The organism is Aeromonas sp. s6, from assembly GCF_040907815.1.
Lineage (GTDB): Bacteria > Pseudomonadota > Gammaproteobacteria > Enterobacterales > Aeromonadaceae > Aeromonas > Aeromonas caviae.
In genome coordinates, this window is sequence record NZ_JBFOCN010000120.1 from 36,227 (window position 1) to 59,553 (window position 23,327).

Genomic DNA, 23,327 nt, shown 5'->3' on the forward strand with positions numbered 1-23,327 from the left:
TGGCAACGCCGAGCGGGATGCAAACTAGGACGACGTATCCCCCCTGCGAGCGGGCAGCAGCTCTCCCTTGTGCCGCGTGCAGATAAAAAAACGGCTCCATCATGGAGCCGTTTTCACACTTGGGGCCGTGAGGCTGACTTACTCGACAGTGGCTTCCACGTCGGTGAAGTATTCGATCTTGGCCGCCTTGCGCAGCTCGTCGATCAGCGACTTGTAGTCGGCCTGTGCCTTGCCCTGACCCAGCTGACCTTGCAGCAGGCTCACCATCTGGGACGGCTCCTTGATGACGTTGACCTTGTCCAGCGCCACCACCACACGATCACCGTTGGCTTCGGTCACCAGCTCGACGCTCGGCTTGCCATCGGTCGGATGGGGCATGCGGAACGCCTGGGTCACCAGGTTCTGATCCATCTCCTGGGCGAAACGGGATACGCCGGTATGGGTATCCACTTTCAGACCCAGCGCGGTCAGGTCGGCCTGAACGTTCTGACCGGCCTTGAGCTTGTCCAGCAGACCCTGGGCCTTGCCACGGGCCACTTCACTGGCCTTGTCGTGCTTGATGGCGGTGATCACCTGCTCTTTCACCTCGGCAAGCGGCTTGGCCGCCTTCGGCTGGTGACCCATGATGTGCAGCACCAGCGCCTTGCCGTCAGCCAGCTCGATCACGTCGGAGTTGGTGTTGTCATCGCGCAGCTGTTCGGAGAATGCCACGGAGAGCACCTTGGGATCATTGAGCGGTGCCGGCGCATCGGCCTGGCTGAAATAGCCGGTGGACTGCACCTGGAGACCCATAGCTTCGGCGGTCAAGTCCAGGGAGTCCGGGTTCTCGAAGCTGCTGTCGGCCATCTTCTGCTGCTCGGCGAAGAACTGCTCCTTGGCCTTCTCAGATTGCAGACGGGCGATGGTATCGCTCATCACGTCCACGAAGGGCTTGGTCTTGGCAGGCTCGACTCCCAGCAGCTTGATGATGTGGAAGCCGAACGGGCTCTTCACCACGGCGGAGAGATCGCCAGCCTTGGCCAGCGCGAACGCGGCTTTCTCGAAGGCAGGATCCATCACCCCTTTCTCGAACCAGTCGAGCTCCCCGCCCTTCTTCGCAGAGAAGGTATCGGAGGAGTCGGCCTTGGCCAGCGCGGCGAAATCGTCACCTGCCTTGGCCTTGGCCAGCACGGCCTCGGCTTTCTGCTCGGCGGCCTTTTCATCCTTGCCAAACGGGATCAGGATGTGCGCCACCTGACGGCGCTCGGGACGCTGGAACAGATCCTGATGCTGGTCGTAGTAATCCTGGGCATCCTGCTCGGTGACCTTGATGTTCTTGCCAAGGTTCGCGGCATCGAGCAGCAGATAGTCGACCTTGACCGTCTCGTCGTTCATGAAGCGAGCGCTGTTGGCCTTGTAGAACTGCTCCACCTCGGCATCGCTCACCTCGATCCCGTCCACATAGGCGGAAGCGGCCAGACGGATCAGGCGCAGGTCACGGGTCTGGTTGTAGAGACGATCCAGTTGCTCGGCTTCACCCTTGAGGGCGAACTCCGATCCCAGCACGGCGCCCATCAATTGCTGGCGCACCATGTCCTGGCGCAGGGAGTCGCGGAACATCTCGGGGGTCATGCCGGCACGGCGAATGAGCTGCAGGTAGCGGTCATTGCTGAACTTGCCGTTCTCGGCAAACTCGGGCATGGCGACGATGGCCTGCTTGATCTGCTCATCGCTGACGCGCAGACCCAGGGAGCGGGCCTTGTCATCGATCAGCGCCTGATCGATCAGACGGTCCAGCACGCCACGGCGGAACTGTTTCATGTAATCGGGATTGGCGGCCAGCTGGTTGAAGGCCTCACCCATTTGGGATTCCATACGGGCCCGCTCATTGCGGTAGGCATTCTCCAGTGCGGGGGCACTGATGTCATTGCCGTTGACGGTGGCGGGGGCGGTACGTGCCGGGCCATTGAGGTAGCTGCCTACCCCGGCCAAGGCAAAGGAGAGGATGATCAGGCCCAAGATAACCTTGGCTACCTTGCCCTGCGCCCCTTCGCGTAGTTTATCCAACATCATGTTTGTACTTATGCTCCCGAACTCGATGGGCGTAAATAATGAAAAGGCGCACCGATTGCGATGCGCCTTGGTCAAGCAGTATGAGGGAGAGCCCTCTCACTTGTCTGGTCAGAGACCAAGGACGGTGCCGATAGATATCAGCGACCGGCTTAGTTGACCGCGTCTTTCAGGGCCTTGCCGGCTTTGAAGGCAGGAACTTTACCGGCAGCGATTTCGATGGTCGCACCAGTTTGCGGGTTGCGGCCGGAACGGGCTGCACGCTCGCGAACGGCGAAAGTACCGAAACCAACCAGAGCAACCTGGTCACCCTCTTTCAGGGCTTCGCCCACGGCATCGATGAAGGCATCCAGCGCACGGCCAGCGGCAGCTTTGGAGATATCAGCACCGTCTGCAATCTTGTCAATCAGTTGAGATTTATTCACTCTTATATTCCCCTTTTATCGAACATCGCTGCGGCGCTGATTTCCCTGGCCACAACAAGTGGAGGTTTTATAACAAGCCTCCTGATCAGTTGCAAGTGACAATCTGGCGCAAACCCGCGCCACATCACGCATTGCGACTCATCATGAGTACCCGATCGGTGGTCAAGGCTACTTCCGTTGTCCGGTGCATGCAAGCCTTAACCACCCCCCGAATGCGCCAAATTTGCGGCGCATCAACATTTACACGACAGAAACGCGTTCGAAACCTTGCGGATTGTCCTGCAACGCCAGTGCAAGCACCTCATCAATCCAGCGAACCGGATAGATTTCAAGATCTTGTTTGACGTTGGCCGGGATCTCCTCGAGGTCACGTTCGTTCTCTTTCGGGATCAGCACACGCTTGATGCCACCACGGTGGGCCGCCAGCAGTTTCTCCTTGAGACCACCGATGGGCAGCACCTCGCCACGCAGGGTGATTTCACCCGTCATGGCCACGTCGGCACGCACCGGGTTGCCGGTGAGGCTGGAGACCAGGGCGGTACACATGGCGATACCGGCGCTCGGGCCGTCTTTCGGGGTCGCCCCTTCCGGCACGTGCACGTGGATGTCGCGCTTCTCGTAGAAGTCGCCGTTGATACGCAGCTTCTCGGCACGGGCCCGCACCACCGTCATGGCCGCCTGGATGGACTCCTGCATCACGTCACCGAGGGAACCGGTGTAAGTGAGCTTGCCCTTGCCCGGCATGTTGGTGGTCTCGATGGTGAGCAGATCGCCCCCCACTTCGGTCCACGCCAGCCCGCACACCTGACCAATCTGGTTCTGGTCGGTGGCCTTGCCATAGTCAAAGCGCTGTACCCCCAGGAACTCCTTGAGGTTCTCCTGGTTGACCTGAACATGCTTGATGCTCTTGTCCAGCAGGATGCGTTTGACTGCCTTGCGACAGATTTTGGAGATTTCACGCTCCAGGCTGCGCACACCCGCCTCGCGGGTGTAGTAGCGAATCACCCCGATCAGCGCCGAATCCTCAATGGTGATCTCGGATGGCTTCAGGCCGTTGCGCTGGATCTGCTTGGCCACCAGGTGCTGCTTGGCAATGTTGAGCTTCTCGTCCTCGGTGTAACCGGACAGACGGATCACTTCCATCCGGTCCAGCAGCGGACCCGGTATGTTCATGGAGTTGGAGGTGGCCACGAACATCACGTCCGACAGGTCATAATCCACTTCCAGATAGTGATCGTTGAAGCTGCTGTTCTGCTCGGGATCCAGCACCTCCAGCAGGGCGGAAGCGGGATCGCCACGCATGTCCGAGCTCATCTTGTCGATTTCGTCGAGCAGGAACAGCGGGTTCTTCACGCCGACTTTCGCCATCTTCTGGATGAGCTTGCCGGGCATGGAGCCGATGTAGGTACGGCGGTGACCACGGATCTCCGCCTCGTCACGCACCCCACCCAGGGCCATGCGCACATACTTGCGGCCGGTGGCCTTAGCGATGGACTGGCCCAGGGAAGTCTTGCCCACCCCGGGAGGCCCGACCAGGCAGAGGATGGGGCCCTTAAGCTTGTTCACACGCGCCTGCACTGCCAGGTATTCGAGGATGCGATCCTTGACCTTGTCCAGGCCATAGTGATCCGCATCCAGCACCTCCTGGGCCTTGCCTAGGTCTTTCTTGACCTTGGAGCGGGCCTTCCAGGGCACCTGCACCATCCAGTCCACATAGCTGCGCACCACGGTGGCTTCCGCCGACATGGGGGACATCATCTTGAGCTTGGCGAGCTCGGCCTGGGCCTTCTCGCGGGCATCCTCCGGCATCCCGGCCTCTTCAATCTTGCGATTGAGGGCTTCGAATTCATCCGGGCTGTCTTCCAGCTCACCCAGCTCTTTCTGGATGGCCTTCATCTGCTCGTTGAGGTAATACTCCCGCTGGCTCTTCTCCATCTGCTTCTTGACCCGAGAGCGGATGCGTTTCTCGACCTGCAACAGGTCGATCTCCGACTCCATCATGGCCATCAGAAACTCGATGCGCTCGGACACGGAGGCGATTTCCAGCACCTTCTGCTTGTCTTCGAGCTTGAGCGGCATGTGGGCAGCCATGGTATCGGCCAGGCGCGCCGCATCGTCAATCGCCGAAATCGAGGTGAGTACCTCGGGCGGGATCTTCTTGTTGAGCTTGATGTAACCTTCGAACTGGCCGATGGCAGAGCGCACCAGCACGTCCTGATCCTTCTCCTCGATGGGGGCGGACGCGATGTACTGGGCCTCCCCGACAAAGAAGTCGCGATCGTCGATCATCCGCTCAAGGCGGGCACGCTGGCCCCCCTCCACCAGCACCTTGACGGTGCCGTCCGGCAGCTTGAGCATCTGCAGAATATTGGCCACTGTCCCGACGGAGAAAATTTCCTCCACCGTCGGTTCGTCAGTCGACGCATCCTTCTGGGCCACCAGCAGGACTTTCTTGTCCTGCTCCATGGCCGCTTCCAGACAGCGAATGGATTTTTCCCGCCCCACAAAGAGTGGAATGACCATGTGGGGATAGACCACCACGTCACGAAGAGGCAGGACGGGAATCTCGATGCGTTCTGAACGCTCTAGGTTCATATATGTCCTCTCGGCTTGTTATACCGTTGGCAAAGGCTTGGCTGAGTATATGGGGGCGCAAAGATGAGATTCAATCGCCTTGGCCGTAAAAAGCATGAAAGGGGCAAAAAGCCCCTTTATGTGATTAAAAATCAGACAGTTACTCTGAGGCTGCGGCCTGAGTCTCGGGATTGTCGTAGATCATCAGGGGCGCGGAGTCTCCCTTGATCACCGTCTCGTCGATCACCACCTTGCTGACCCCTTTCAGGGAGGGCAGGTCATACATGGTGTCGAGCAGTACGGCCTCGACAATGGAACGCAGACCCCGGGCACCGGTTTTGCGCTCCATGGCCTTGCGGGCAATGGCATTGAGCGCGTCGTCACGAAACTCCAGCTCCACCTCTTCCAGGGCGAACAGCGCGGCATACTGCTTGGTCAGCGCGTTTTTCGGCTCTTTCAGGATCTGGATGAGGGCAGCCTCGTCAAGCTCGGTCAGGGTCGCGACCACCGGCAGACGGCCGATGAACTCGGGGATGAGACCGTACTTGATGAGATCTTCCGGCTCCACCTTGGCAAAGTTCTCGCTCAGGGTTGCCTTGGCATTCTTGGATTTCACCTCGGCGCCAAAACCGATGCCGGTGCCCTTGACGGAGCGCTGCTCGATCACCTTGTCCAGCCCCGCGAAAGCACCACCACAGATGAAGAGGATCTTGGAGGTGTCGACCTGCAAAAACTCCTGCTGCGGGTGCTTGCGACCGCCCTGGGGCGGCACGGAGGCGATGGTGCCTTCGATCAGTTTCAGCAGTGCCTGCTGCACCCCTTCCCCGGAGACGTCGCGGGTGATGGAGGGGTTGTCCGACTTGCGGGAGATCTTGTCGATCTCGTCGATGTAGACGATGCCACGCTGGGCCTTCTCCACGTCGTAGTCGCACTTTTGCAGCAACTTCTGGATGATGTTCTCCACGTCCTCGCCCACATAACCGGCTTCGGTCAGGGTGGTAGCATCGGCCATGGTGAAGGGCACATCCAGCAGACGAGCCAGGGTCTCGGCCAGCAGAGTCTTGCCGCTGCCGGTGGGGCCAATCAGCAGGATGTTGGATTTGCCCAGCTCCACGCCACCGGACTCGCTGCCGCTGCGAAGACGCTTGTAGTGGTTGTAGACAGCCACTGCCAGCACCTTCTTGGCGTACTCCTGACCGATCACGTAGTCGTCCAGATGGGCGCGGATCTCATGAGGGGTCGGCAGCTCGCTACCATCGCGCTTGGGAGAGATCTCGCGGATCTCTTCGCGGATGATGTCGTTGCACAGCTCGACACACTCATCACATACGTAGACGGAAGGGCCAGCGATCAGCTTGCGCACTTCATGCTGGCTTTTGCCGCAGAAAGAGCAATACAGCAGCTTGTCGCCCTCACCCTTGCGTTTCTCTGTCATTCAGCGACCTCGTTTTATCAATAGAGGATGGATCGTCCTGCTGAGTTTACAACAGGACGGGGTACCCTGCTCAGCCGCGCTGGCTCAGGATGCCGTCAACCAGACCATAGGCAACGGCCTGCTCGGCGGACATGAAGTTGTCACGGTCGGTGTCGCGCTCGATGGTGGCCATGTCCTGACCGGTATGGAACGCCAGACGATCGTTCAGGGTATTCTTGATTTTCAGGATCTCCTGGGCATGGATCTGGATGTCAGAAGCCTGCCCCTGGAAGCCGCCCAGCGGCTGGTGGATCATCACTCGGGCATTGGGCAGGCAGAAACGCTTGCCCTTGGCGCCACCGGCCAGCAAGAAGGCCCCCATGGAGCAGGCCTGCCCCATGCAGACGGTGCTCACGTCCGGCTTGATGAACTGCATGGTGTCATAGATGGACATACCCGCAGTGACGGCGCCACCCGGCGAGTTGATGTAGATGCTGATGTCCTGATCCGGGTTCTCGGACTCCAGGAACAGCAGTTGGGCCACCACCAGGTTCGCCATGTGATCCTCGACCTGACCGGTCAGGAAGATCACCCGCTCTTTCAGCAGACGGGAATAGATGTCGTAGGAACGCTCCCCTTTCGCGGTTTGCTCTACCACCATCGGGATGAGCGCATTGCGTGGGGATTCAGTCACATCGTTATAGTTCTTGTACATAAGGCATTGTCCCTAAAATAAAATGGCCCGAGTGGAGATCACACGAGCCATTATACTTAACAGTTTTGACCTTAAGTCAAATGTTCTTAGGCAGCGGCACCGGACTTGTTGATCACTTCGTCGAAGGCAACTTCTTTCTCGGTGACTTGCGCCTTGGACAGGATCAGATCGATGGCTTGATCTTCAATGGCCAGGTTGCGCACGCCGTTCAGCATCTGCTCGTTCTGCTGATAGTACTCGATCACTTCTTTCGGATCTTCGTAGGCAGTGGCCATGGACTCGATGATGCTGGTCACACGGGCGTCGTCAGCCTTGATCTCGTTGGTGCGGATGACGTCACCCAGCAGCAGACCAACGCGGACACGGCGCTCGGCCTGGGCCTGGAACAGCTCGGCCGGCAGCTCGGGGGCGTTGCCGCCCTGGAAGCCACCGAAGCGCTGCAGAGCCTGCTGACGCAGGGTGTCGATTTCCTGGGCAACAGCAGCCTTCGGCAGATCGATCTGGTTGGCTTCAACCAGGCCGTTCAGTACCTGCTCTTTCACGCTGTTTTTCAGGGCCTGGGCCAGTTCGCGCTCCATGTTCTTGCGCACTTCAGCCTTCAGCTCTTCAACGCTGCCGCTCTCGATGCCGAAACGCTTGACGAACTCTTCGGTCAGCTCGGGCAGCACTTGCTCTTCAACCTTGTGCAGCTTGGAGGCAAACTTGGCAGCCTTGCCCTTCAGGGCTTCGGCGTGGTAGTCAGCCGGGAAAGTCACCTCGATGGTGAACTCGTCGCCCGCTTTCTTGCCCAGGATGGCGTCTTCGAAGCCCGGGATCATGCGGCCAGCGCCCAGTTCCAGGGTGAAGCCTTCAGCCTTGCCACCGTCGAACTCTTCACCGTCGATGGAACCGACGAAGTCCATGGTCACACGCATGCCGTTGGCGGCAGCCACAGCGGCTTCAGTCCAGGTGGCGTGCTGCTTGCGCAGGGTGTCGATCATGTTTTCCAGGTCGCTGTCCTTAACGGTGGCAACCGGCTTCTCGACCTTGATGCTCTCCAGACCGGCAACTTCGAACTCCGGATACACTTCGAAAGTGGCGGTGAACTCGAAATCCTGACCTTCTTTGATTTCTTTCGGATCCATGGTCGGGGCGCCAGCCGGGCTCAGTTTGTTCTCGATGATGGCCTTGATGAAGTTGTTCTGCATCATTTCATCGGCAACGCGGGCGTGAGCCATGGCACCGAACATCTTCTTGATGATGGCAACCGGAGCCTTGCCAGGACGGAAACCGTCGATGCGACGGGTTTTGGCCAGGCCATTCAATTCTTTGCGCACGGCGGCGTCAACGGTAGCGGCCGGTACAGTGATGGTAAGACGGCGTTCCAGACCCTGGGTTGTCTCTACAGAAACTTGCATTCTTTTACCTCGTTCAACTCAGCACTGCGTGCTGACCCTTTATTGCCCCCGGGCAAGCCCGGAGTCTTCCTGTTTATAAAGACAACGACTGTCTTTGTGATGAGAAAATATGACGCGACATTATAGCGGCGTGCAGTGGTCGCGTCGAGCCGCACATCCCCCATCCGGGGCACAGACAGCACAATTTGCGCAAGACTTTCTCCTATATGGGGAAGCCTTGCACCGAGTTCAAGCATTCCATCCGCAATAATTTGCACTGGCTCACTCTTTTTCACGGTAAACGGGCCATTTTGATCGCCATCCGCCGCCAATCGGGCACAAAAATGGCGTGCTGCGACCCAAATTGTCCACCTTCTCGCCTGTGCCATTGCGTCCCCCGGCCGGCCTCGCTATGGTGACAGCCAATTCACGTGCTGCTGGAGTCACCCACATGTCCTTTTTCCGCTTCTTGTTCAATCTGTTCTGGTTCGTGCTGGGAGGCGTCTTCATGGGGCTGGCCTGGTGGCTGGCGGGGCTGCTCTGCTTCGTCTCCCTCATCGGGATCCCCTGGGGACGCGCCTGCTTCGTCATCGGCACCTTCACCTTCTTCCCGTTTGGCAAGCAGGCGGTGAGCCGCAAGAGCATGACGGGCCAGAGCGACATCGGCACCGGCGCCCTGGGGCTGATTGGCAACATTCTCTGGTTTGTGCTCATCGGGGTCTGGCTGGCCATCGGCCACATTGCCTCGGCGCTGGCCTGTTTCGTCACCATCGTCGGCATCCCGTTCGGCATCCAGCACCTCAAGCTGGCCCTCATCAGCCTGGCCCCCATCGGCCAGATGATAGTGACCAACCACGAGGCCGAATCGGGTCGCTACATCCGCTGAGGGCCCATCTCAGGCTATCCTTGCGGGTGGAAAAAAGGGCAGACTAGGGTCTGCCCTTTTTCATTGCCCCATTCGAGGTCTTCCATGCTGCCCAGCCATTTTTTTGCCAACCTCGCCCGTATGCGCCTCATCTACCGCTGGCCCCTGATGCGCAACATCCAGCCCGAAAACATCGCCGAGCACAGCCTGCAGGTCGCCATGGTGGCCCACGCCCTCGGTCTTATCAGCAATCGCCTGTTCGGCGCTCAGGTGGATGCAGACCGGGCCGCCGTCATGGCCCTCTACCACGACAGCAGCGAGGTGCTGACCGGGGATCTGCCCACCCCGGTCAAGTACTTCAATCCCGAAATCGCCCGCGAATACAAGAAGATTGAGCTTGCCGCCGAGCAGCGCCTGCTGGGCATGTTGCCGCCTGAGCTGGTAGAGGACTTTCGCCCCCTGCTCGACTCCGGCGCCCAGGACGAGGCCCTCACCAGCCTGGTGAAGGATGCAGACACCCTCTGCGCCTACACCAAGTGTCTGGAGGAGCTGAGCGTCGGCAACCGGGAGTTCGAGCCCGCGCGAAAGCGCCTCGAGCAGATGCTGGACGCCAGGATGAACCCCGCCATGCGCTACTTCATCGATGTCTTCGTGGGGAGTTTTTCACTGCCTCTCGATGAGTTGAATGCCCATTGATGCCATTAACACGGCACCGGGCATCATCTCCTCCTGCGTATTGCCCCGATAACCGCCACGTCGGGGGTTTCCCCACAAAAGAGTGACAATAAAAAGGGCCCCGCAGGGCCCTTTATCACATCCATGGGCATCAATGCCCCAGTTCCCGGGACGGCACCAGGCCGCTCGCCCGCCAGGCAGGATAGAGGGTCGCCACCAGGCTCATCAGGATGGCGGCGCCGGTCACGATGAGCAAGTCCTGCATGTGCAGCTCGGTCGGCAGGAAGTCGATGAAGTAGATGTCGGGATTCAGGAAACGGTGCCCGATAACCCCTTCGATGGCGCTCAGGATCTGGGTCAGCTTGCTGGAGAGCAGACCGCCAAGCAGGGCGCCGAGCAAGGCTCCCGCCACCCCGTTCACCATCCCCTGGATGACGAAGGTAAGCCGGATCTGGCCCGGGCTCGCCCCCATGGTCTTCAAGATGGCAATCTCGCTGCGCTTCTCATTCACCGCCATCACCAGAGTAGAGACGATGTTGAAGCAGGCCACCGCCACCACCATCAGCATCACCACGTACATCACGGTGCGCACCATCTGGATGTCCTGATAGAGATAACCCTGACGGCTCATCCAGCTACTGATATAGACGTAGTGCGGGAATTTCTGGGCCGCCGCCACCGTGATGGACTGGGCCTTGAGCACGTCGTTCACCTTGAGGCTGAACCCCTCCACCGCGCTGCCCATGCCGGTGATGGCCTGGGCGTCCGCCAGGTGCATGAAGCCGAGCAGGCCGTCGAGCTGGCCGCCGATCTCGAGCAGCCCCACCACGGTGAGCGCCTCCCGTTTCGGGTTCTTGATGCCGGCGGCATCACCCGCCTGGGGCAGCAGCAGGGTGACGGTGTCCCCTGTCTTGACCCCCAGCTTGTCGGCGATGATCTTGCCGAGGATGACCCCGTGTTCACCCGCCTGCAGCTCGCGAAGGCCCCGACCCGTCATGAAGTTGCCCGCATCGGAGAGATTGGCTTCCAGCTCCGGCAGCACCGCACGCAGCTGGACCCCCTTGAGGGCGGAGCCGTGCTCCAGCAGGCCGTCCAGGCGAATGACGGGGGCAGCCGCCTCCACCCCGGGCTGAGCCAGCAGGTAGTCCCTGAGCCGCGGCCAGTCAGGCAGTGGCGCCTCCATGCCGATGAGCTCGCCGTGGGGGACCACGGAGAGCACCCGGTTCTTGAGCTCCCGCTCGAACCCGTTCATGGCGGAGAGGCCAAGAATGAGGGCCATCACCCCGAGGGCGATGCCGATGAGGGAGGAGGCCGAAATGAAGGCGATGAAGCCGTTGCGACGGCGGGAGCGGCTGTAACGCAGGCCCAGGAACAGGGGCAGCGGTTTGAACATCAGGCGACCTCCGCCATGATGCCGCTCACCAGGGTGACCCGGCGGTGGAGCTTGGCCGCCAGGCTCAAGTCATGGGTCACCACCACGAACGCGGTGCCAAGCTCGCGATTGAGCTCGCACAAGAGCTCATAGACGGCGGTGGCGCTGGCGTGATCCAGGTTGCCGGTGGGCTCATCCGCCAGCACCAGGCTGGGTTCGTTGACCAGGGCTCGGGCGATGGCCACCCGCTGGCGCTCGCCACCGGAGAGCTCGGACGGTCTGTGGTTGAGACGGTGGGAGAGCCCCACCCGCCCCAGCATCTTGCTCGCCTTCTCGGTGGCGCTGGCCACCGACTCACCGGCGATCAGCAGCGGCATGGCCGCATTTTCCAGTGCGCTGAATTCCGAGAGCAGGTGGTGGAACTGGTAAACGAAACCCAACTCCTGGTTGCGAAACCTCGCCTGGGTGCGGCTGTCCCAGCCATGGATGTCCTGCCCCTTGAACAGCACGGCGCCGCTGGAGGGGTTGTCCAGCGCCCCCATCAGGTGCAGCAGGGTGGTCTTGCCGGAGCCCGAGCTCCCCACCACCGCCAGCATCTCCCCGGGGGCAACGTCCAGCTCGATCCCCTTGAGTACCTGGGTCTCCAGATTGCCCTCTTTGTAGACATGATTGAGGGCCTGGCAGCGCAGCAGCGGCTCGCAGGAGACGGATTGATTCATAACGGGGGCTCCACTTGCACCAGTAACAACAGAAGATGAATTATTCATAACGCAGCGCCTCCGCCGGTTTGACCCGGGCCGCGCGGGAGGCCGGGTAGAGGGTGGCACTGAAGCTGAGCAGCACGGCGCCCAGCAAAATGGTCATGACCTGGGCCGGCTCGACGATGACCGGTAGACCGCTGCCCCCCGCCGCCATATAGAGGTTGAGCCCAAGGGCATTGAGCAGAGGATTGAGGCCGAAGCAGAGCGCCAGCCCCGCCAGCCCCCCGAACAGGGCGCCGATGACGCCGCTCGACGCCCCCAGCACCATGAAGATCTTGACGATGCCGGATTCGCTCATGCCCATGGTACGCAGGATGGCCACCTCCCCTTCCTTGTCGGTGACCACCATCACCAGGGCGGAGAGGATGTTGAAGGTGGCGACCGCGATGATCAGCACCAGCATCAGCCCCATCATCCGTTTTTCCATGGCCACCGCCTGGAACAGCTCGCCGCGCTCGCGGCGCCAGTCCTGCCACTCCAGCCCGTCCGGCAACGCGGTCTTCACCACCTCGTCGGCGGCGAAGGGATCGTCCAGCCAGAGGCGGATGCCGCCCACCTTGTCTGCGGGCAGGCGCAGCATGCGCTGGGCATCCCCCAGGGCAATCAGGGCCACCTGGCTGTCCACGTCGGCGCCGACCCCGAAGATGCCGGAGACGGTGAAAAGACGCTGGGCCGGCACCCGGCCAAAGGGGGTGAAGCGGGTACCTTCGGTCAGGATGAGACGCACCTGGTCGCCGATGGAGACCTTGAGGCGGCTGGCCACCCCCTGCCCCAGCACGATGTGGTATTCACCGGCCTGCAGGCTGTCAAGGCGCCCACCCAGCATCTGGGCGTGCAGGATGTCATCCTTGGGCCAGCGGGCGGGATCAATCCCCTGCACGCTCACACCGGTGAGCTGACCGGGGCTTTGCAGCATGCCTTCGCTGTCGAGCATGGGGGCCGTGGCCACCACGTGGGGCAGGCGGGCCAGATCGGGCAGACCTTCGGGCTCGGCCTCGATGCGTCCGGCCTGATTGGTCACCACCACATGGGGGATCACCCCGAGGATGCGTCCCTTGAGCTGGCCTTCGAACCCGTTCATCACCGAGATCACCACCATCAGGGCGGCGACCCCGATGGCGATGCCAAAGGTGGAGAACAGGGAGATAAAGGAGACGAAGCGGTTACTGCGTCGCGAGCCTGCATAACGCAGGCCGATGGCCAGCGACAGTGGCTGAAAAAGTCCGGTCTTCAAGGATATCTACGTTGCCAACGAAATAAGATACCGGATAATAAAGGGAAACCGTCTATGACAACAAGGGATAGCCTCCATGCAGGAACAGTTCTTCAGCGTCACCCATGCCACGCCGGTCAATGTGATCCCCATGCCGGCCGACTTTCGTCTGCCGACGCTGGAGGCCCTGGAGGCCGAGTTGCCCGAGCCGTTTCGCATCGCCTCCGCCATCACCTCCATCGATCTGGTGAGCAGCCGGTTGCTGCGCAGCCAGAACGAGTCCATGCACGATCTGGTGGAGATCATCAATCAGCAGTCCCGCAAGATCGACATGATCATGGGCTATGTGCTGGCGGCCCAGGATCACCCTGAGCACCGCTTCCACACCCTGCGCTTTGGCGCCGGGCAGCTCACCTACCTGCACCCCCACCAGGGGCACGGGGAGGCCCCCGCCCTGCACCAGATCGTGCGGCTCAAGATCTTCCTGCGGGAAGAGGCCTCCGCCGTCTACTGCTACGGCGAGGTTGTGCAGCGGAACGCCGGAGAGCACGGCACCCATGTGGTGCTCGACTACGTGCGCATCCGCGAGGATGACCGGGAGCTGCTGGTGCGCGCCAGCCTGCATGTGCAGTCGAAACAGCTCAAGCTGCGTGCCCAGGAACGTCAGCGCTAACCCAGGTCCATGTCAAAAGAACGCCAACAGTAAAAGACTCCGATGATGCCAATGACCCTCCCCGCCTTGCCCGCCAAAGCGGGCCAGAAGACAACGTTCGGCCAGCTGGTCGGCAGCAGCCTGGCGCTGGTTGCCGCCCGCCTCACCCGGGAAGCCCGAAGACCCGTCCTGCTGGTCACCGCCGATACCCCGAGCGCCCTGCGCCTTGAACAGGAACTGGGGTTCCTGCTGGCGGATCAGGATTGCCCGGTGCTGCTGTTCCCGGACTGGGAGACCCTGCCCTACGACAGCTTCTCTCCCCACCAGGACATCATCTCCCAGCGCCTCGAGACCCTCTACCAGTTGCCGCAGATGCGCCACGGCGTGCTCATCGTGCCCATCTCCACCCTGATGCTGCGCACGGCGCCCCAGGCTTATCTCGACAAATACAGCCTGATGGTCACAAGCGGCCAGCGCCTCAACCTGCAGCAGCTGCGCGGGCGTCTGGCGCAGGCGGGCTACGTGGCGGTGGAACAGGTGCTGGAGCACGGCGAATTCGCCGCCCGCGGCTCCCTGCTGGATCTCTTCCCCATGGGGAGCAGCCGCCCCTATCGCATTGATTTTTTCGACGACGAGGTGGACTCCATCCGCCCCTTCGATCCCGAGACCCAGCGCTCCAGCGAGCCGGTGAAGTCGGTGAGCCTGCTGCCCGCCCGGGAATTTCCCACCGACGAGGGGGCCATCGAGCTGTTTCGTGGCCAGTATCGCGAACAGTTCGAGATCTCCCGGGCCGAGGGCTCCGTCTATCAGGAGGTGAGCAAGGGGCGCTGGCCCGCCGGCATCGAATACTACCTGCCGCTCTTCTTCAACCAGACCGCCAGCCTGTTTGACTACCTGCCAGGCAACACCCTGCTGCTCACCGTGGGGGAGATCTACCCCGCGGCCCAGCGCTTCTGGAACGACATCGGCCAGCGCTATGAAGATAGGCGCTGGGACAACACCCGTCCCCTGCTGCCGCCCCAGCAGATCTATCTGCCGGTGGAGCAGCTCTTCGCCGCCCTCGGGGACTATGGCGCCGTGCGGCTGCAGGAAGCGACCGTTGACGGCGGAGCGGGTCAGCAGGATCTGCCCCTCGCCCCCCTGCCGGATCTGCAGCTCGACCACAGCAAGGAACAGCCCCTGCTGGCCCTTGACGGTTTCCTGCAAGGCTTTGCCGGGCGCACCCTGTTTGCGGTGGAGTCCGAGGGGCGGCGCGAGGGGCTCGGGGATCTGCTCGCACGGATCAACCTGCAACCCCGGGAGTTTGCCTCCCTCGACGCCTTCCTCTCGAGCGATGCGCGCCACGGGCTGCTGGTCTGTCCCCTGGAGCGGGGCTTCCTGCTGCAAGAGCCCAGCCAGACGCCCCTTGCCCTCATCACCGAAGCCGAGCTGCTCGGCGGCAAGATCCGCAGCAAGCGCCAGCGGGACAAGAGCAAGAACTTAAGCTCGGATGCGGTGATCCGAAACCTGGGCGAGCTGACCCAGGGCCAGCCGGTGGTGCACCTGGATCACGGGGTCGGTCGCTATCTGGGGCTCGAGACCATAGACGCAGGCGGCCTGCCCACCGAGTTTCTGACCCTGGAATACGCCGGCGGCGACAAGCTGTTCGTGCCGGTCACCAGTTTGCACCTGATCAGCCGCTACACCGGCTCGGACAACCCGCCCAGCCACAAGCTCGGCGGCGAGGCCTGGGTCAAGGCGCGGCGCAAGGCGGCCGAGAAGGTGCGGGACGTGGCGGCCGAGCTGCTGGATGTCTATGCCATGCGGGCAGCCCGCCACGGCTTTGCCTTCAAACACGACCGGGAGGCCTACCGCCAGTTTGCCGCGAGCTTCCCGTTCGAGGAGACCGAGGATCAGCTCAATGCCATCAACGCTGTGCTCGGCGACATGTGCCAGGCCAAGAGCATGGACCGCCTGGTGTGCGGCGACGTGGGCTTTGGCAAGACCGAAGTGGCGATGCGGGCGGCCTTTGTGGCCGTGCACGGCGGCAAGCAGGTGGCCGTGCTGGTGCCCACCACCCTCCTGGCCCAGCAGCACTACGACAACTTCCGCGACCGATTCGCCAACTGGCCGGTGCGGGTGGAGGTACTGAGCCGCTTCCGCTCCGCCAAGGAGCAGAGCGCCGTGATGAAGGAGATGGCCGAGGGCAAGGTGGACATCATCATCGGCACCCACAAGCTGCTCGGCGCCGAGCTCACCTTCAAGGATCTGGGCCTGCTCATCGTCGACGAGGAGCACCGCTTCGGGGTGCGCCAGAAGGAGAAGATCAAGGCGCTGCGCGCCGACGTGGATATCCTCACCCTCACCGCGACCCCCATTCCCCGCACCCTCAACATGGCCATGTCCGGCATGCGGGATCTCTCCATCATCGCCACCCCGCCCGCCAAGCGGCTCGCCATCAAGACCTTCGTGCGCCAGCACGAACCTGCGGTGGTGCGCGAGGCGGTACTGCGGGAATTGAAGCGTGGCGGCCAGGTCTACTACCTGCACAACGACGTGGAGAGCATCGAGAAGTGCGCCGCCGATCTTGCCGAGCTGGTGCCGGAGGCGCGCATCGGCATCGCCCACGGCCAGATGCGCGAGCGGGAGCTCGAGCGGGTGATGTCGGACTTCTACCACCAGCGCTTCAACCTGCTGGTCTGCACCACCATCATCGAGACCGGCATCGACGTGCCGAGCGCCAACACCATCATCATGGACCGGGCGGATCACCTTGGTCTGGCCCAGCTGCACCAACTGCGGGGCCGGGTGGGGCGCTCCCACCACCAGGCCTATGCCTACCTGCTCACCCCCCATCCCAAGCTGATGACCAAGGATGCGGCCAAGCGGCTGGAGGCCATCGCGTCCCTCGAAGATCTCGGCGCCGGCTTTGCGCTCGCCACCCACGATCTGGAGATCCGGGGCGCGGGCGAGCTGCTCGGCGACGATCAGAGCGGCCAGATCGAATCGGTGGGCTTCACCCTCTACATGGAGATGCTGGAGCAGGCGGTGGAGGCGCTCAAACATGGCAAGGAGCCGTCGCTCGAGCAGCTGATGAGCCAGCACACCGAGGTGGAGCTGCGCCTGCCCGCCTTGCTCCCGGACGACTACATCCCGGACGTCAACATGCGCCTCTCCATGTACAAGCGCATCGCCAGTGCCGCCGATGAGCAGGAACTGCGGGAGCTCAAAGTGGAGCTGATCGACCGTTTCGGCCTCTTGCCTGAGGCGACCAAAACGCTGATGGAGCTGGCCGCCTTCCGCCAGCGCGCCACGGCGCTGGGCATTCGCCGGGTGGAGATGAGCGAGCGCGGCGGCTATCTGGACTTTACCCAGGAAACCCGCGTCAACCCGGCCTATCTGGTCAAGCTGCTCTCGGAGCAGCCGCGCATCTACAAGATGGACGGGCCGACCCGGCTGCGCTTCCAGGTGCCGACCCAGGACAGGGCCATGCGCCTCAAACTGGTGGACGGCCTGCTGGCGGATCTCGCCCGCCATGCCACCCCCTGAGGGGAAGCATGACGTCAGCAGGGCGCGACCTGCCGCCCATAACAACGGGAGCCCCAGGGCTCCCGTTTCGTTGCTGGCAAGGGGCGGCATCTCGCCCCCGGCCCGCCTTCTTGCCCCCGACGCCTCGGTTCGCCCTTCTGGCAGCACCATTTTGCCGCCGAATCCATCTGTTGATACGATGCATTGAGTCATAACCCATCTGAAAAACAGATGGATGTGGGGATGATCGTGGGCAAAAAACGGGGTCAACGCACCTCGATAGCCCCGCAGATGGCCCGTGCCGTATTTATCCCGCCCACGTATCCAGACCAGGTATCCAGGCCAGGCATCCCGGCAAGGGGGCCACCAGCCATTGCACCGCGACAACCGAGGCGCCGCGTCAGTCCGTCAGTCCGTCAGTCCGTCAGTCCGTCAGTCCGTCAGTCCGTCAGTCCGTCAGTCCGTCAGTCCAGTCCAGTCCAGTCCAGTCCAGTCCAGTCCAGTCCAATCCAGTCCGCCAGCATATCAACCTGGTTCAACCCGCCAGCACGCCAATAAGAACGGGAGCCTTGACGGCTCCCGTGACGAAGGGACGCTGGCCCGGGCTCAGCCCTGGTTGGCCGGATCCTCGTGGGCGGAGAACTCCCGCATGAAGGCCTCGGCCCGCTCCACCATCCTGGTGGACCCGACGAAGTAGGGGGTCCGCTGGTGCAGGGCGGTAGGCTGGATGTCCATGATGCGGCCAAAGCCATCGGACGCCTTGCCACCGGCCTGCTCCACCAGGAAGGCCATGGGGTTGCACTCATAGAGCAGGCGCAGCTTGCCGTTCGGGGAGTTGGTGCCGGACGGGTAGATGTAGATGCCCCCCTTGAGCAGGTTGCGGTGGAAATCCGACACCAGGGAGCCGATGTAGCGGGAGGTGTAGGGCCTGTGAGTCGCCTCGTCACGCTCCTGGCAGTATTTCAGGTACTTCTTCACCCCGTCCGGGAACTTGATGTAGTTGCCCTCGTTGATGGAGTAGATCTTGCCCTCCTCCGGAATGCGGATGTTCTCGTGGGAGAGGCAGAAGCAGCCGATGGAGGGGTCATAGGTGAAGCCGTTGACCCCAAAGCCGGTGGTGTAGACCAGCATGGTGGAGGAGCCGTAAACCACGTAGCCCGCCGCGACCTGACGGTGACCCGGCTGCAGGAAGTCCTCCAGAGTGACCCCGGCGCCCGGTTTGCTGACCCGGCGGTAGATGGAGAAGATGGTCCCGACCGAGACGTTGACGTCGATGTTGGAGGAGCCGTCGAGGGGGTCTATCAGCACCACGTACTTGGAGTGACGAGAGAGCTCGGAATCGAAGGAGACGAAGTCCTCCTCCTCCTCAGAGGCCATGCCGCACACCTCGCCACGGGCCTCCAGCGCCGCCTTGAAGCGCTCGTTGGCATAGACGTCCAGCTTCTGCTGCACCTCGCCCTGCACGTTTTCGGCGCCGATGGAGCCGATGATGTCCGCCAGACCCGCCTTGTTGATCTCCCGGTTCACCACCTTGGCGGCCAGGCGGATGGAGCTGAGCAAGGAGGTCAGCTCGCCGGTCGCGGTCGGGTAGTCCGCCTGCTTTTTGACGATGAACTCGCCCATGGTGATCATGTTTCGCATTCTTGTTCCTTTAAGATCGTTTCCGTTGGCCGTTGAAAACGTTTGCAAGTGTCGGCAAAAAAAGTGCCGATCCCCGGCAGCGTTGTTTTGTAACCCAATGTAACGCCTGTTTTTTGTTTTTGCAGCGAATTAAGCCGTTCTTTAAATCGCCAGAAAACCGCGCCACCACGGGCTTTCGCCGTGAAACAAGGGTGCCATCCGGCATCTTTTGGGGGGTTAATTCGTGACAAGAATGCATCCTGGCCGACGCGGCTGCCCGCCTTGCTCCCCCTGGCGCCCGGCAATGTTGCGCCAGAGGCTCCCCTCTTGAGATCTCCCCCCCAATCCCGCACACTGGCTGCGCTTTGGAAGCAAAAAAACATAAGGATATTCAATGAAAAAGTCGCTTATCGCCGGGGCGGTTGCCGCTCTGCTCACCCTCCCCGTCCTCGCTGCCCAGGTGCCTGAAGGCACCCAGCTTCTGCCAGCCGCCCAGCAAGTGTTCGTGCGCAACATCGGCACCGAGCCTGCCTCCATCGATCCCCAGATGGTGGAAGAGAGCGCGGGCAGCGACGTCGTCAACGATCTGTTCGAGGGGCTCTATACCCTGGATGGCAACGGCAAGCTGCAGGCGGCGGGCGCCCTTGGCTACGAGCTCGATGCCACGGGCACCGTCTACACCTTCAAGCTCAGACCCGATGCCAAATGGTCCAACGGCGAGCCGGTGACGGCGGCGGACTACGTCTATGGCTGGCAGCGGGCGGCGGACCCCAAGAACGCCTCCAACTACGCCTGGTTCATCGAGCTGACCGGCGTCGCCAATGCCAGCGACGTGGTGCAGGGCAAGCAGAGCCCGGATGCCCTGGGGATCAAGGCGCTCGATGACTACACCCTGCAGATCACCCTGAAAAACCCGGTCCCCTTCTTCCTCAAGACCCTCTCCCACTACACCACCTTCCCGGCGCCCAAGGCCACCATCGAGAAGTTCGGTCATGAGTGGGTCAAACCGGCCAACATCGTCTCCAACGGCGCCTTCGCCCTCAAGGAGTGGACCCCGAACGAGCGCCTCATCGCCGAGCGCAACCCCCACTACTGGGACAACGAGCACACCGTGCTGAACAAGGTGATCTATCTGGAGATCGTCTCCGATACCGCGGCCTACAACCGCTATCGTGCGAGCGAGCTGCACTACACCACCTATCCCCTGGAGCAGTATCAGCAGATCAAGCGCCAGAGCCCGGAGGAGCTGGTGAGCGCCCCCATGCTCGCCACCTACTACTACGTCTTCAACACCCAGCGCAAACCCTTTGACGACGTCAGGGTGCGCAAGGCACTGTCTCTTGCCATCGACCGGGACACCATCACGGAGAAGATCCTGGGACAGGGGCAGCTCTCCGCCTTCAGCCTGACCCCGCCGAGCGTGGACGGCTTCGAGCTCAAACGCCCCGCCAGCGAGCTGATGAGCAAGGAAGAGCGCATCAAGCAGGCCAAGGCGCTGCTTGGCGAGGCGGGTTACGGCCCTGACAAGCCGCTGACGGTGGACATCCTCTACAACACCAACGAGGGGCACAAGAAGATAGCGCTCGCCATCTCCTCCATGTGGAAGCACAATCTGGGGGTCAAGGCGGAGCTCAACAACATGGAGTGGAAGACCATGGTGTCGGCCCTGAACGAGGGTGACTTCGGGGTGAGCCGCTACTCCTGGAACGGAGACTACAACGATGCCTCCACCTTCCTCGACATCATGACCTCCAGCAGCAGCGCCAACAGCGGCAAGTGGTTCAACAAGGAATACGACGCCCTCCTGGCCAAGGCCCATGACGCCAAGGACCCCGCCGAGCGCAACCGCCTCTATCAGCAGGCCGAGGTGCTGATCGACGAGGAGGCCCCCATCGCCCCTGTCTACTTCTACGTGAAATCACGGCTGCTCAAACCCAACGTCAAGGGCTACCCCTACCAGAACCCGCAAGACCTTGTCTATGCCAAGGATCTCTATCTGACGGCGCAGTGACGCTGGGCACCGAACCAAAAGACCGCCTCGAGGGCGGTCTTTTTCTCCTACTTTTCCTGACAGCCCGCCACTGCAAGCCGGGCGCCCCTTCGCACCGTCACGGGCCTGACCAGCAACTGCGCCAGCAGCACCCCCATCAGGGTCATGCCGCCACCGATGAGGTGATAGCTGGTGAGCCGCTCCCCGAGCCAGCTGATGGCAAGGGCTGCCGTCATGACCGGCAACAGGTTCATGAAGATGGCGGTGCGGCTCGCCCCGAGCAGGGCAATGCCCTGCATCCAGAGCCAGGGCGAAAGGGCCGAGGTCGGGATCCCCGCATAGAAGATGAGCCAGAGGGCGCTGCCATCGGGCCAGTGCCCGTCCACCAGCAGATAGAAGGGGGTGAGGAACAGGAGGCTGCACAGCACCTGACCGTAGAGCATGGACCAGTTGTCCAGCCCCAGATCCCAGCGCTTGAGCAGCACGCTGTAGAGCGCATAGGTGGCCGCCGAGAGCAGCATGTAAACGGAACCGATATGGATGCCCTGGGTCAGCAGCCGGGCCGGATCCCCCTGCCCCAACAAAATCGCCAGCCCCAGAATGGAGATGGCGCCTCCCAGCAGCGCCCCCCAGGTGGGCCGCTCGCGCAGCAACCAGATGCTGAGCAGCACTGTCATCAAGGGGGTCAGCCCCATCATCAGGCCAATCTCGGTAGCCCCCAGGGTCTGGGCCGCGTAATAGCCAAAGGTCTGGTTCAAGACCATGCCGAGCAGGGCCAGCACCGCCAGCTTCGAGAAACCGGCCCGCAGCTTGCGACGCTCGCGCCAGGCCCGGTGAGCCAGAAACGGGGTCAGCACCAGGGCCGCCACCATCCAGCGCGACCAGGCGAGCGCCGCAGGAGACAACACCCCGACCGCCAGCTTGCTGACGATGCCATTGCCGGCCCAGATGGCCATGCAGGAGAAGGGAAACAGGAAGGCAAGGGGCATTGCGATATCCAGAATAAAAAGGCGGGTATTGCGCGCGAGTATAGAGAGGCAATCAGGATAAGCAAGCCTGCCAACGCAGGAAGAAGCGCCATGACGCGAACGGTTGGCACCGCGCCCAGGCGCCATCAACAATCATGCCCGCACAGGGGCGGGCATGAGGGGGACCAGGGTCAGCCTGAGGCGCCTCAGGCGGCATCCATGTGGAGCCTTGAAATCAGTTCATTGACCTCGAGCACCGTCTGGCGATGGGGAATGTCGGCTTGCAATGGCATCATCAGCAAGCCCGACTGGAAATCGAAGCGCCCCCTGCCGTGGATGTAAATCCGCCCCTTGAAGAAGGTTTTGACATGTTTTGCCACCATCAGTGGCAGGTACTTCTTGAACACTCTCATCGTTTGCAACCTCTTGAAGTTGTATCCGTATGACAGCAGCTTATGCGAAATAATTCCGTTAAATTTATATAAAAAACCGGAAAATTCGACTCTCTCTTCCCCAAAAAACCAAACTGTAACTTATTATTAACTTTTACCGTATTGTATGCGGTCCTTCCAGCCAGAGCAAGACTCCTTTGCCATCTTGCCATTCGATGCAGGCCAGCCCGGACGTCGCGAACATGGGGGCCCCTGCCGCCGGGCAGAGACTCTGGACCAGATACCCCACCAGCGGCAGGTGGCTGACCATAAGGATGTTGTCATGCTCCGCCGCCAGCTCCGTGAGGTAGCTTGCCACGAAAGCCGGATCCCCGTAGGGGGTGATGTCGCCGCTCTCCTCGACCTTGAGGGCCTTGGGCAACACGGGGGCGATGGCCTGCCAGGTCTGTCTGGCACGCAGATAGTTGCTGTGGATCACCAGGTTCAGGGAGCCTGCCAATTGGGGAGCCAGCCAGCCCGCCATGTGGATGGACTCTTCGATGCCTTGCTCGGTCAGTGGACGCTGTTCATCAGTCTTTGCGTTCATGCCAGCCTGGCCATGACGCATGATGTAGATTTTCATTACAACCTCGCCCAGGGGGCCTGTTTAAATAGCGGGGGGATCTTACCCCGCCATGCCGGGGGAAACAATTGCGCCACCTCTCAGAAAAGGGTTTGCCTCGCAAGATAGCGGGGTCGATAATCATGTTTAAATTCAAA

Annotated in this window: 19 protein-coding genes; 5 read left to right on the forward strand and 14 right to left on the reverse strand. The window is 61.6% G+C overall.

Annotated features, from left to right (window positions below):
* Positions 1–138: 138 nt before the first annotated feature.
* From ppiD to tig, 6 genes are all read right to left on the reverse strand, one after another.
* Positions 139–2,052, reverse strand: a complete 1,914-nt coding sequence (ppiD, locus tag AB5Y50_RS18215) for a peptidylprolyl isomerase (RefSeq protein ID WP_010674575.1) — start codon at positions 2,050–2,052, stop codon at positions 139–141.
* Between the two features lie 149 nt (positions 2,053–2,201).
* Positions 2,202–2,474 carry a nucleoid-associated protein HU-beta gene (gene hupB / locus AB5Y50_RS18220; protein WP_005315375.1) on the reverse strand — a complete coding sequence of 91 codons (273 nt, stop codon included), beginning with the start codon at positions 2,472–2,474 and terminating at the stop codon, positions 2,202–2,204.
* 240 nt (positions 2,475–2,714) lie between these two features.
* Positions 2,715–5,069: an endopeptidase La gene (gene lon / locus AB5Y50_RS18225; protein ID WP_010674574.1), complete on the reverse strand. Its 2,355-nt coding sequence runs from the start codon at positions 5,067–5,069 to the stop codon at positions 2,715–2,717.
* Between the two features lie 139 nt (positions 5,070–5,208).
* Positions 5,209–6,483, reverse strand: a complete 1,275-nt coding sequence (gene clpX / locus AB5Y50_RS18230; RefSeq protein ID WP_010674573.1) for an ATP-dependent protease ATP-binding subunit ClpX — start codon at positions 6,481–6,483, stop codon at positions 5,209–5,211.
* Between the two features lie 70 nt (positions 6,484–6,553).
* Positions 6,554–7,177 (reverse strand): ATP-dependent Clp endopeptidase proteolytic subunit ClpP, encoded by a 624-nt coding sequence (gene clpP / locus AB5Y50_RS18235; RefSeq protein ID WP_005324106.1) that lies wholly within the window; start codon positions 7,175–7,177, stop codon positions 6,554–6,556.
* An 86-nt stretch (positions 7,178–7,263) separates the two neighbouring features.
* Positions 7,264–8,574: a trigger factor gene (gene tig / locus AB5Y50_RS18240; RefSeq protein ID WP_010674572.1), complete on the reverse strand. Its 1,311-nt coding sequence runs from the start codon at positions 8,572–8,574 to the stop codon at positions 7,264–7,266.
* 430 nt (positions 8,575–9,004) lie between these two features.
* Between tig and AB5Y50_RS18245 the strand changes: the two genes are divergently transcribed.
* The gene (locus AB5Y50_RS18245) at positions 9,005–9,439 is read left to right on the forward strand and encodes a YccF domain-containing protein (RefSeq protein ID WP_010674570.1); all 435 of its coding nucleotides are present in this window, start codon (positions 9,005–9,007) and stop codon (positions 9,437–9,439) included.
* Positions 9,440–9,523: 84 nt separating this feature from the next.
* Complete coding sequence (gene yfbR, locus AB5Y50_RS18250; RefSeq protein WP_010674569.1) at positions 9,524–10,114, forward strand: 5'-deoxynucleotidase; 591 nt, start codon at positions 9,524–9,526, stop codon at positions 10,112–10,114.
* 130 nt (positions 10,115–10,244) lie between these two features.
* Here yfbR and lolE read toward each other — a convergent pair whose 3' ends face one another.
* Genes lolE through AB5Y50_RS18265 form a run of 3 tightly spaced genes read right to left on the reverse strand, consistent with a single transcriptional unit; the run spans position 10,245 to position 13,460 of the window.
* Positions 10,245–11,486: a lipoprotein-releasing ABC transporter permease subunit LolE gene (lolE, locus tag AB5Y50_RS18255; RefSeq protein ID WP_010674568.1), complete on the reverse strand. Its 1,242-nt coding sequence runs from the start codon at positions 11,484–11,486 to the stop codon at positions 10,245–10,247.
* Complete coding sequence (gene lolD / locus AB5Y50_RS18260) at positions 11,486–12,184, reverse strand: lipoprotein-releasing ABC transporter ATP-binding protein LolD (protein WP_010674567.1); 699 nt, start codon at positions 12,182–12,184, stop codon at positions 11,486–11,488. The genes lolE and lolD overlap by 1 nt, the downstream gene beginning before the upstream one ends.
* A 40-nt stretch (positions 12,185–12,224) precedes the next feature.
* Positions 12,225–13,460, reverse strand: a complete 1,236-nt coding sequence (locus tag AB5Y50_RS18265; RefSeq protein ID WP_010674566.1) for a lipoprotein-releasing ABC transporter permease subunit — start codon at positions 13,458–13,460, stop codon at positions 12,225–12,227.
* Positions 13,461–13,536: 76 nt separating this feature from the next.
* On the opposite strand from AB5Y50_RS18265, the gene AB5Y50_RS18270 reads away from it, so the two are divergent.
* Positions 13,537–14,112, forward strand: coding sequence for a PilZ domain-containing protein (locus AB5Y50_RS18270; protein WP_010674565.1), 576 nt, complete (start codon positions 13,537–13,539; stop codon positions 14,110–14,112).
* Positions 14,113–14,154: 42 nt separating this feature from the next.
* The gene (gene mfd, locus AB5Y50_RS18275; protein WP_029314454.1) at positions 14,155–17,619 is read left to right on the forward strand and encodes a transcription-repair coupling factor; all 3,465 of its coding nucleotides are present in this window, start codon (positions 14,155–14,157) and stop codon (positions 17,617–17,619) included.
* A gap of 585 nt (positions 17,620–18,204) precedes the next feature.
* On the opposite strand, the gene fbp is transcribed toward mfd, so the two are convergent.
* Together fbp and AB5Y50_RS18285 are read right to left on the reverse strand one after the other, a co-directional pair.
* The gene (gene fbp / locus AB5Y50_RS18280) at positions 18,205–19,239 is read right to left on the reverse strand and encodes a class 1 fructose-bisphosphatase (RefSeq protein WP_029314452.1); all 1,035 of its coding nucleotides are present in this window, start codon (positions 19,237–19,239) and stop codon (positions 18,205–18,207) included.
* On the reverse strand, positions 19,227–19,469 hold the full coding sequence (locus AB5Y50_RS18285; protein ID WP_125117245.1) for a hypothetical protein: 243 nt from the start codon (positions 19,467–19,469) through the stop codon (positions 19,227–19,229). Before AB5Y50_RS18285 ends, fbp begins: the two co-directional genes overlap by 13 nt.
* Positions 19,470–19,612: 143 nt before the next feature.
* Between AB5Y50_RS18285 and AB5Y50_RS18290 the strand changes: the two genes are divergently transcribed.
* Positions 19,613–21,229 (forward strand): peptide ABC transporter substrate-binding protein, encoded by a 1,617-nt coding sequence (locus AB5Y50_RS18290; protein WP_010674562.1) that lies wholly within the window; start codon positions 19,613–19,615, stop codon positions 21,227–21,229.
* 47 nt (positions 21,230–21,276) lie between these two features.
* Here the strand turns inward: AB5Y50_RS18290 and AB5Y50_RS18295 are convergent, their stop codons facing one another.
* The 3 genes from AB5Y50_RS18295 to sixA all read right to left on the reverse strand — a co-directional run bounded on the left by AB5Y50_RS18295 (position 21,277) and on the right by sixA (position 23,190).
* Complete coding sequence (locus tag AB5Y50_RS18295; protein ID WP_010674561.1) at positions 21,277–22,197, reverse strand: DMT family transporter; 921 nt, start codon at positions 22,195–22,197, stop codon at positions 21,277–21,279.
* A gap of 185 nt (positions 22,198–22,382) precedes the next feature.
* Complete coding sequence (locus AB5Y50_RS18300) at positions 22,383–22,589, reverse strand: DUF1107 domain-containing protein (protein WP_005324080.1); 207 nt, start codon at positions 22,587–22,589, stop codon at positions 22,383–22,385.
* Between the two features lie 133 nt (positions 22,590–22,722).
* A complete protein-coding gene (sixA, locus tag AB5Y50_RS18305; protein ID WP_010674560.1) occupies positions 22,723–23,190 on the reverse strand; it encodes a phosphohistidine phosphatase SixA in 468 nt (155 codons plus the stop codon).
* Between the last annotated feature and the right edge of the window lie 137 nt (positions 23,191–23,327).

Bases quoted from the DNA above. Each gene is read 5' to 3' on its own strand.
- ppiD (WP_010674575.1), bottom strand. From the start codon at position 2,052: ATGATGTTGGATAAACTACGCGAAGGGGCGCAGGGCAAGGTAGCCAAG.
- lon (WP_010674574.1), bottom strand. From the start codon at position 5,069: ATGAACCTAGAGCGTTCAGAACGCATCGAGATTCCCGTCCTGCCTCTT.
- clpX (WP_010674573.1), bottom strand. From the start codon at position 6,483: ATGACAGAGAAACGCAAGGGTGAGGGCGACAAGCTGCTGTATTGCTCT.
- clpP (WP_005324106.1), bottom strand. From the start codon at position 7,177: ATGTACAAGAACTATAACGATGTGACTGAATCCCCACGCAATGCGCTC.
- tig (WP_010674572.1), bottom strand. From the start codon at position 8,574: ATGCAAGTTTCTGTAGAGACAACCCAGGGTCTGGAACGCCGTCTTACC.
- AB5Y50_RS18245 (WP_010674570.1), top strand. From the start codon at position 9,005: ATGTCCTTTTTCCGCTTCTTGTTCAATCTGTTCTGGTTCGTGCTGGGA.
- yfbR (WP_010674569.1), top strand. From the start codon at position 9,524: ATGCTGCCCAGCCATTTTTTTGCCAACCTCGCCCGTATGCGCCTCATC.
- lolE (WP_010674568.1), bottom strand. From the start codon at position 11,486: ATGTTCAAACCGCTGCCCCTGTTCCTGGGCCTGCGTTACAGCCGCTCC.
- lolD (WP_010674567.1), bottom strand. From the start codon at position 12,184: ATGAATCAATCCGTCTCCTGCGAGCCGCTGCTGCGCTGCCAGGCCCTC.
- AB5Y50_RS18270 (WP_010674565.1), top strand. From the start codon at position 13,537: ATGCAGGAACAGTTCTTCAGCGTCACCCATGCCACGCCGGTCAATGTG.
- mfd (WP_029314454.1), top strand. From the start codon at position 14,155: ATGATGCCAATGACCCTCCCCGCCTTGCCCGCCAAAGCGGGCCAGAAG.
- fbp (WP_029314452.1), bottom strand. From the start codon at position 19,239: ATGCGAAACATGATCACCATGGGCGAGTTCATCGTCAAAAAGCAGGCG.
- AB5Y50_RS18290 (WP_010674562.1), top strand. From the start codon at position 19,613: ATGAAAAAGTCGCTTATCGCCGGGGCGGTTGCCGCTCTGCTCACCCTC.
- AB5Y50_RS18295 (WP_010674561.1), bottom strand. From the start codon at position 22,197: ATGCCCCTTGCCTTCCTGTTTCCCTTCTCCTGCATGGCCATCTGGGCC.
- AB5Y50_RS18300 (WP_005324080.1), bottom strand. From the start codon at position 22,589: ATGAGAGTGTTCAAGAAGTACCTGCCACTGATGGTGGCAAAACATGTC.
- sixA (WP_010674560.1), bottom strand. From the start codon at position 23,190: ATGAAAATCTACATCATGCGTCATGGCCAGGCTGGCATGAACGCAAAG.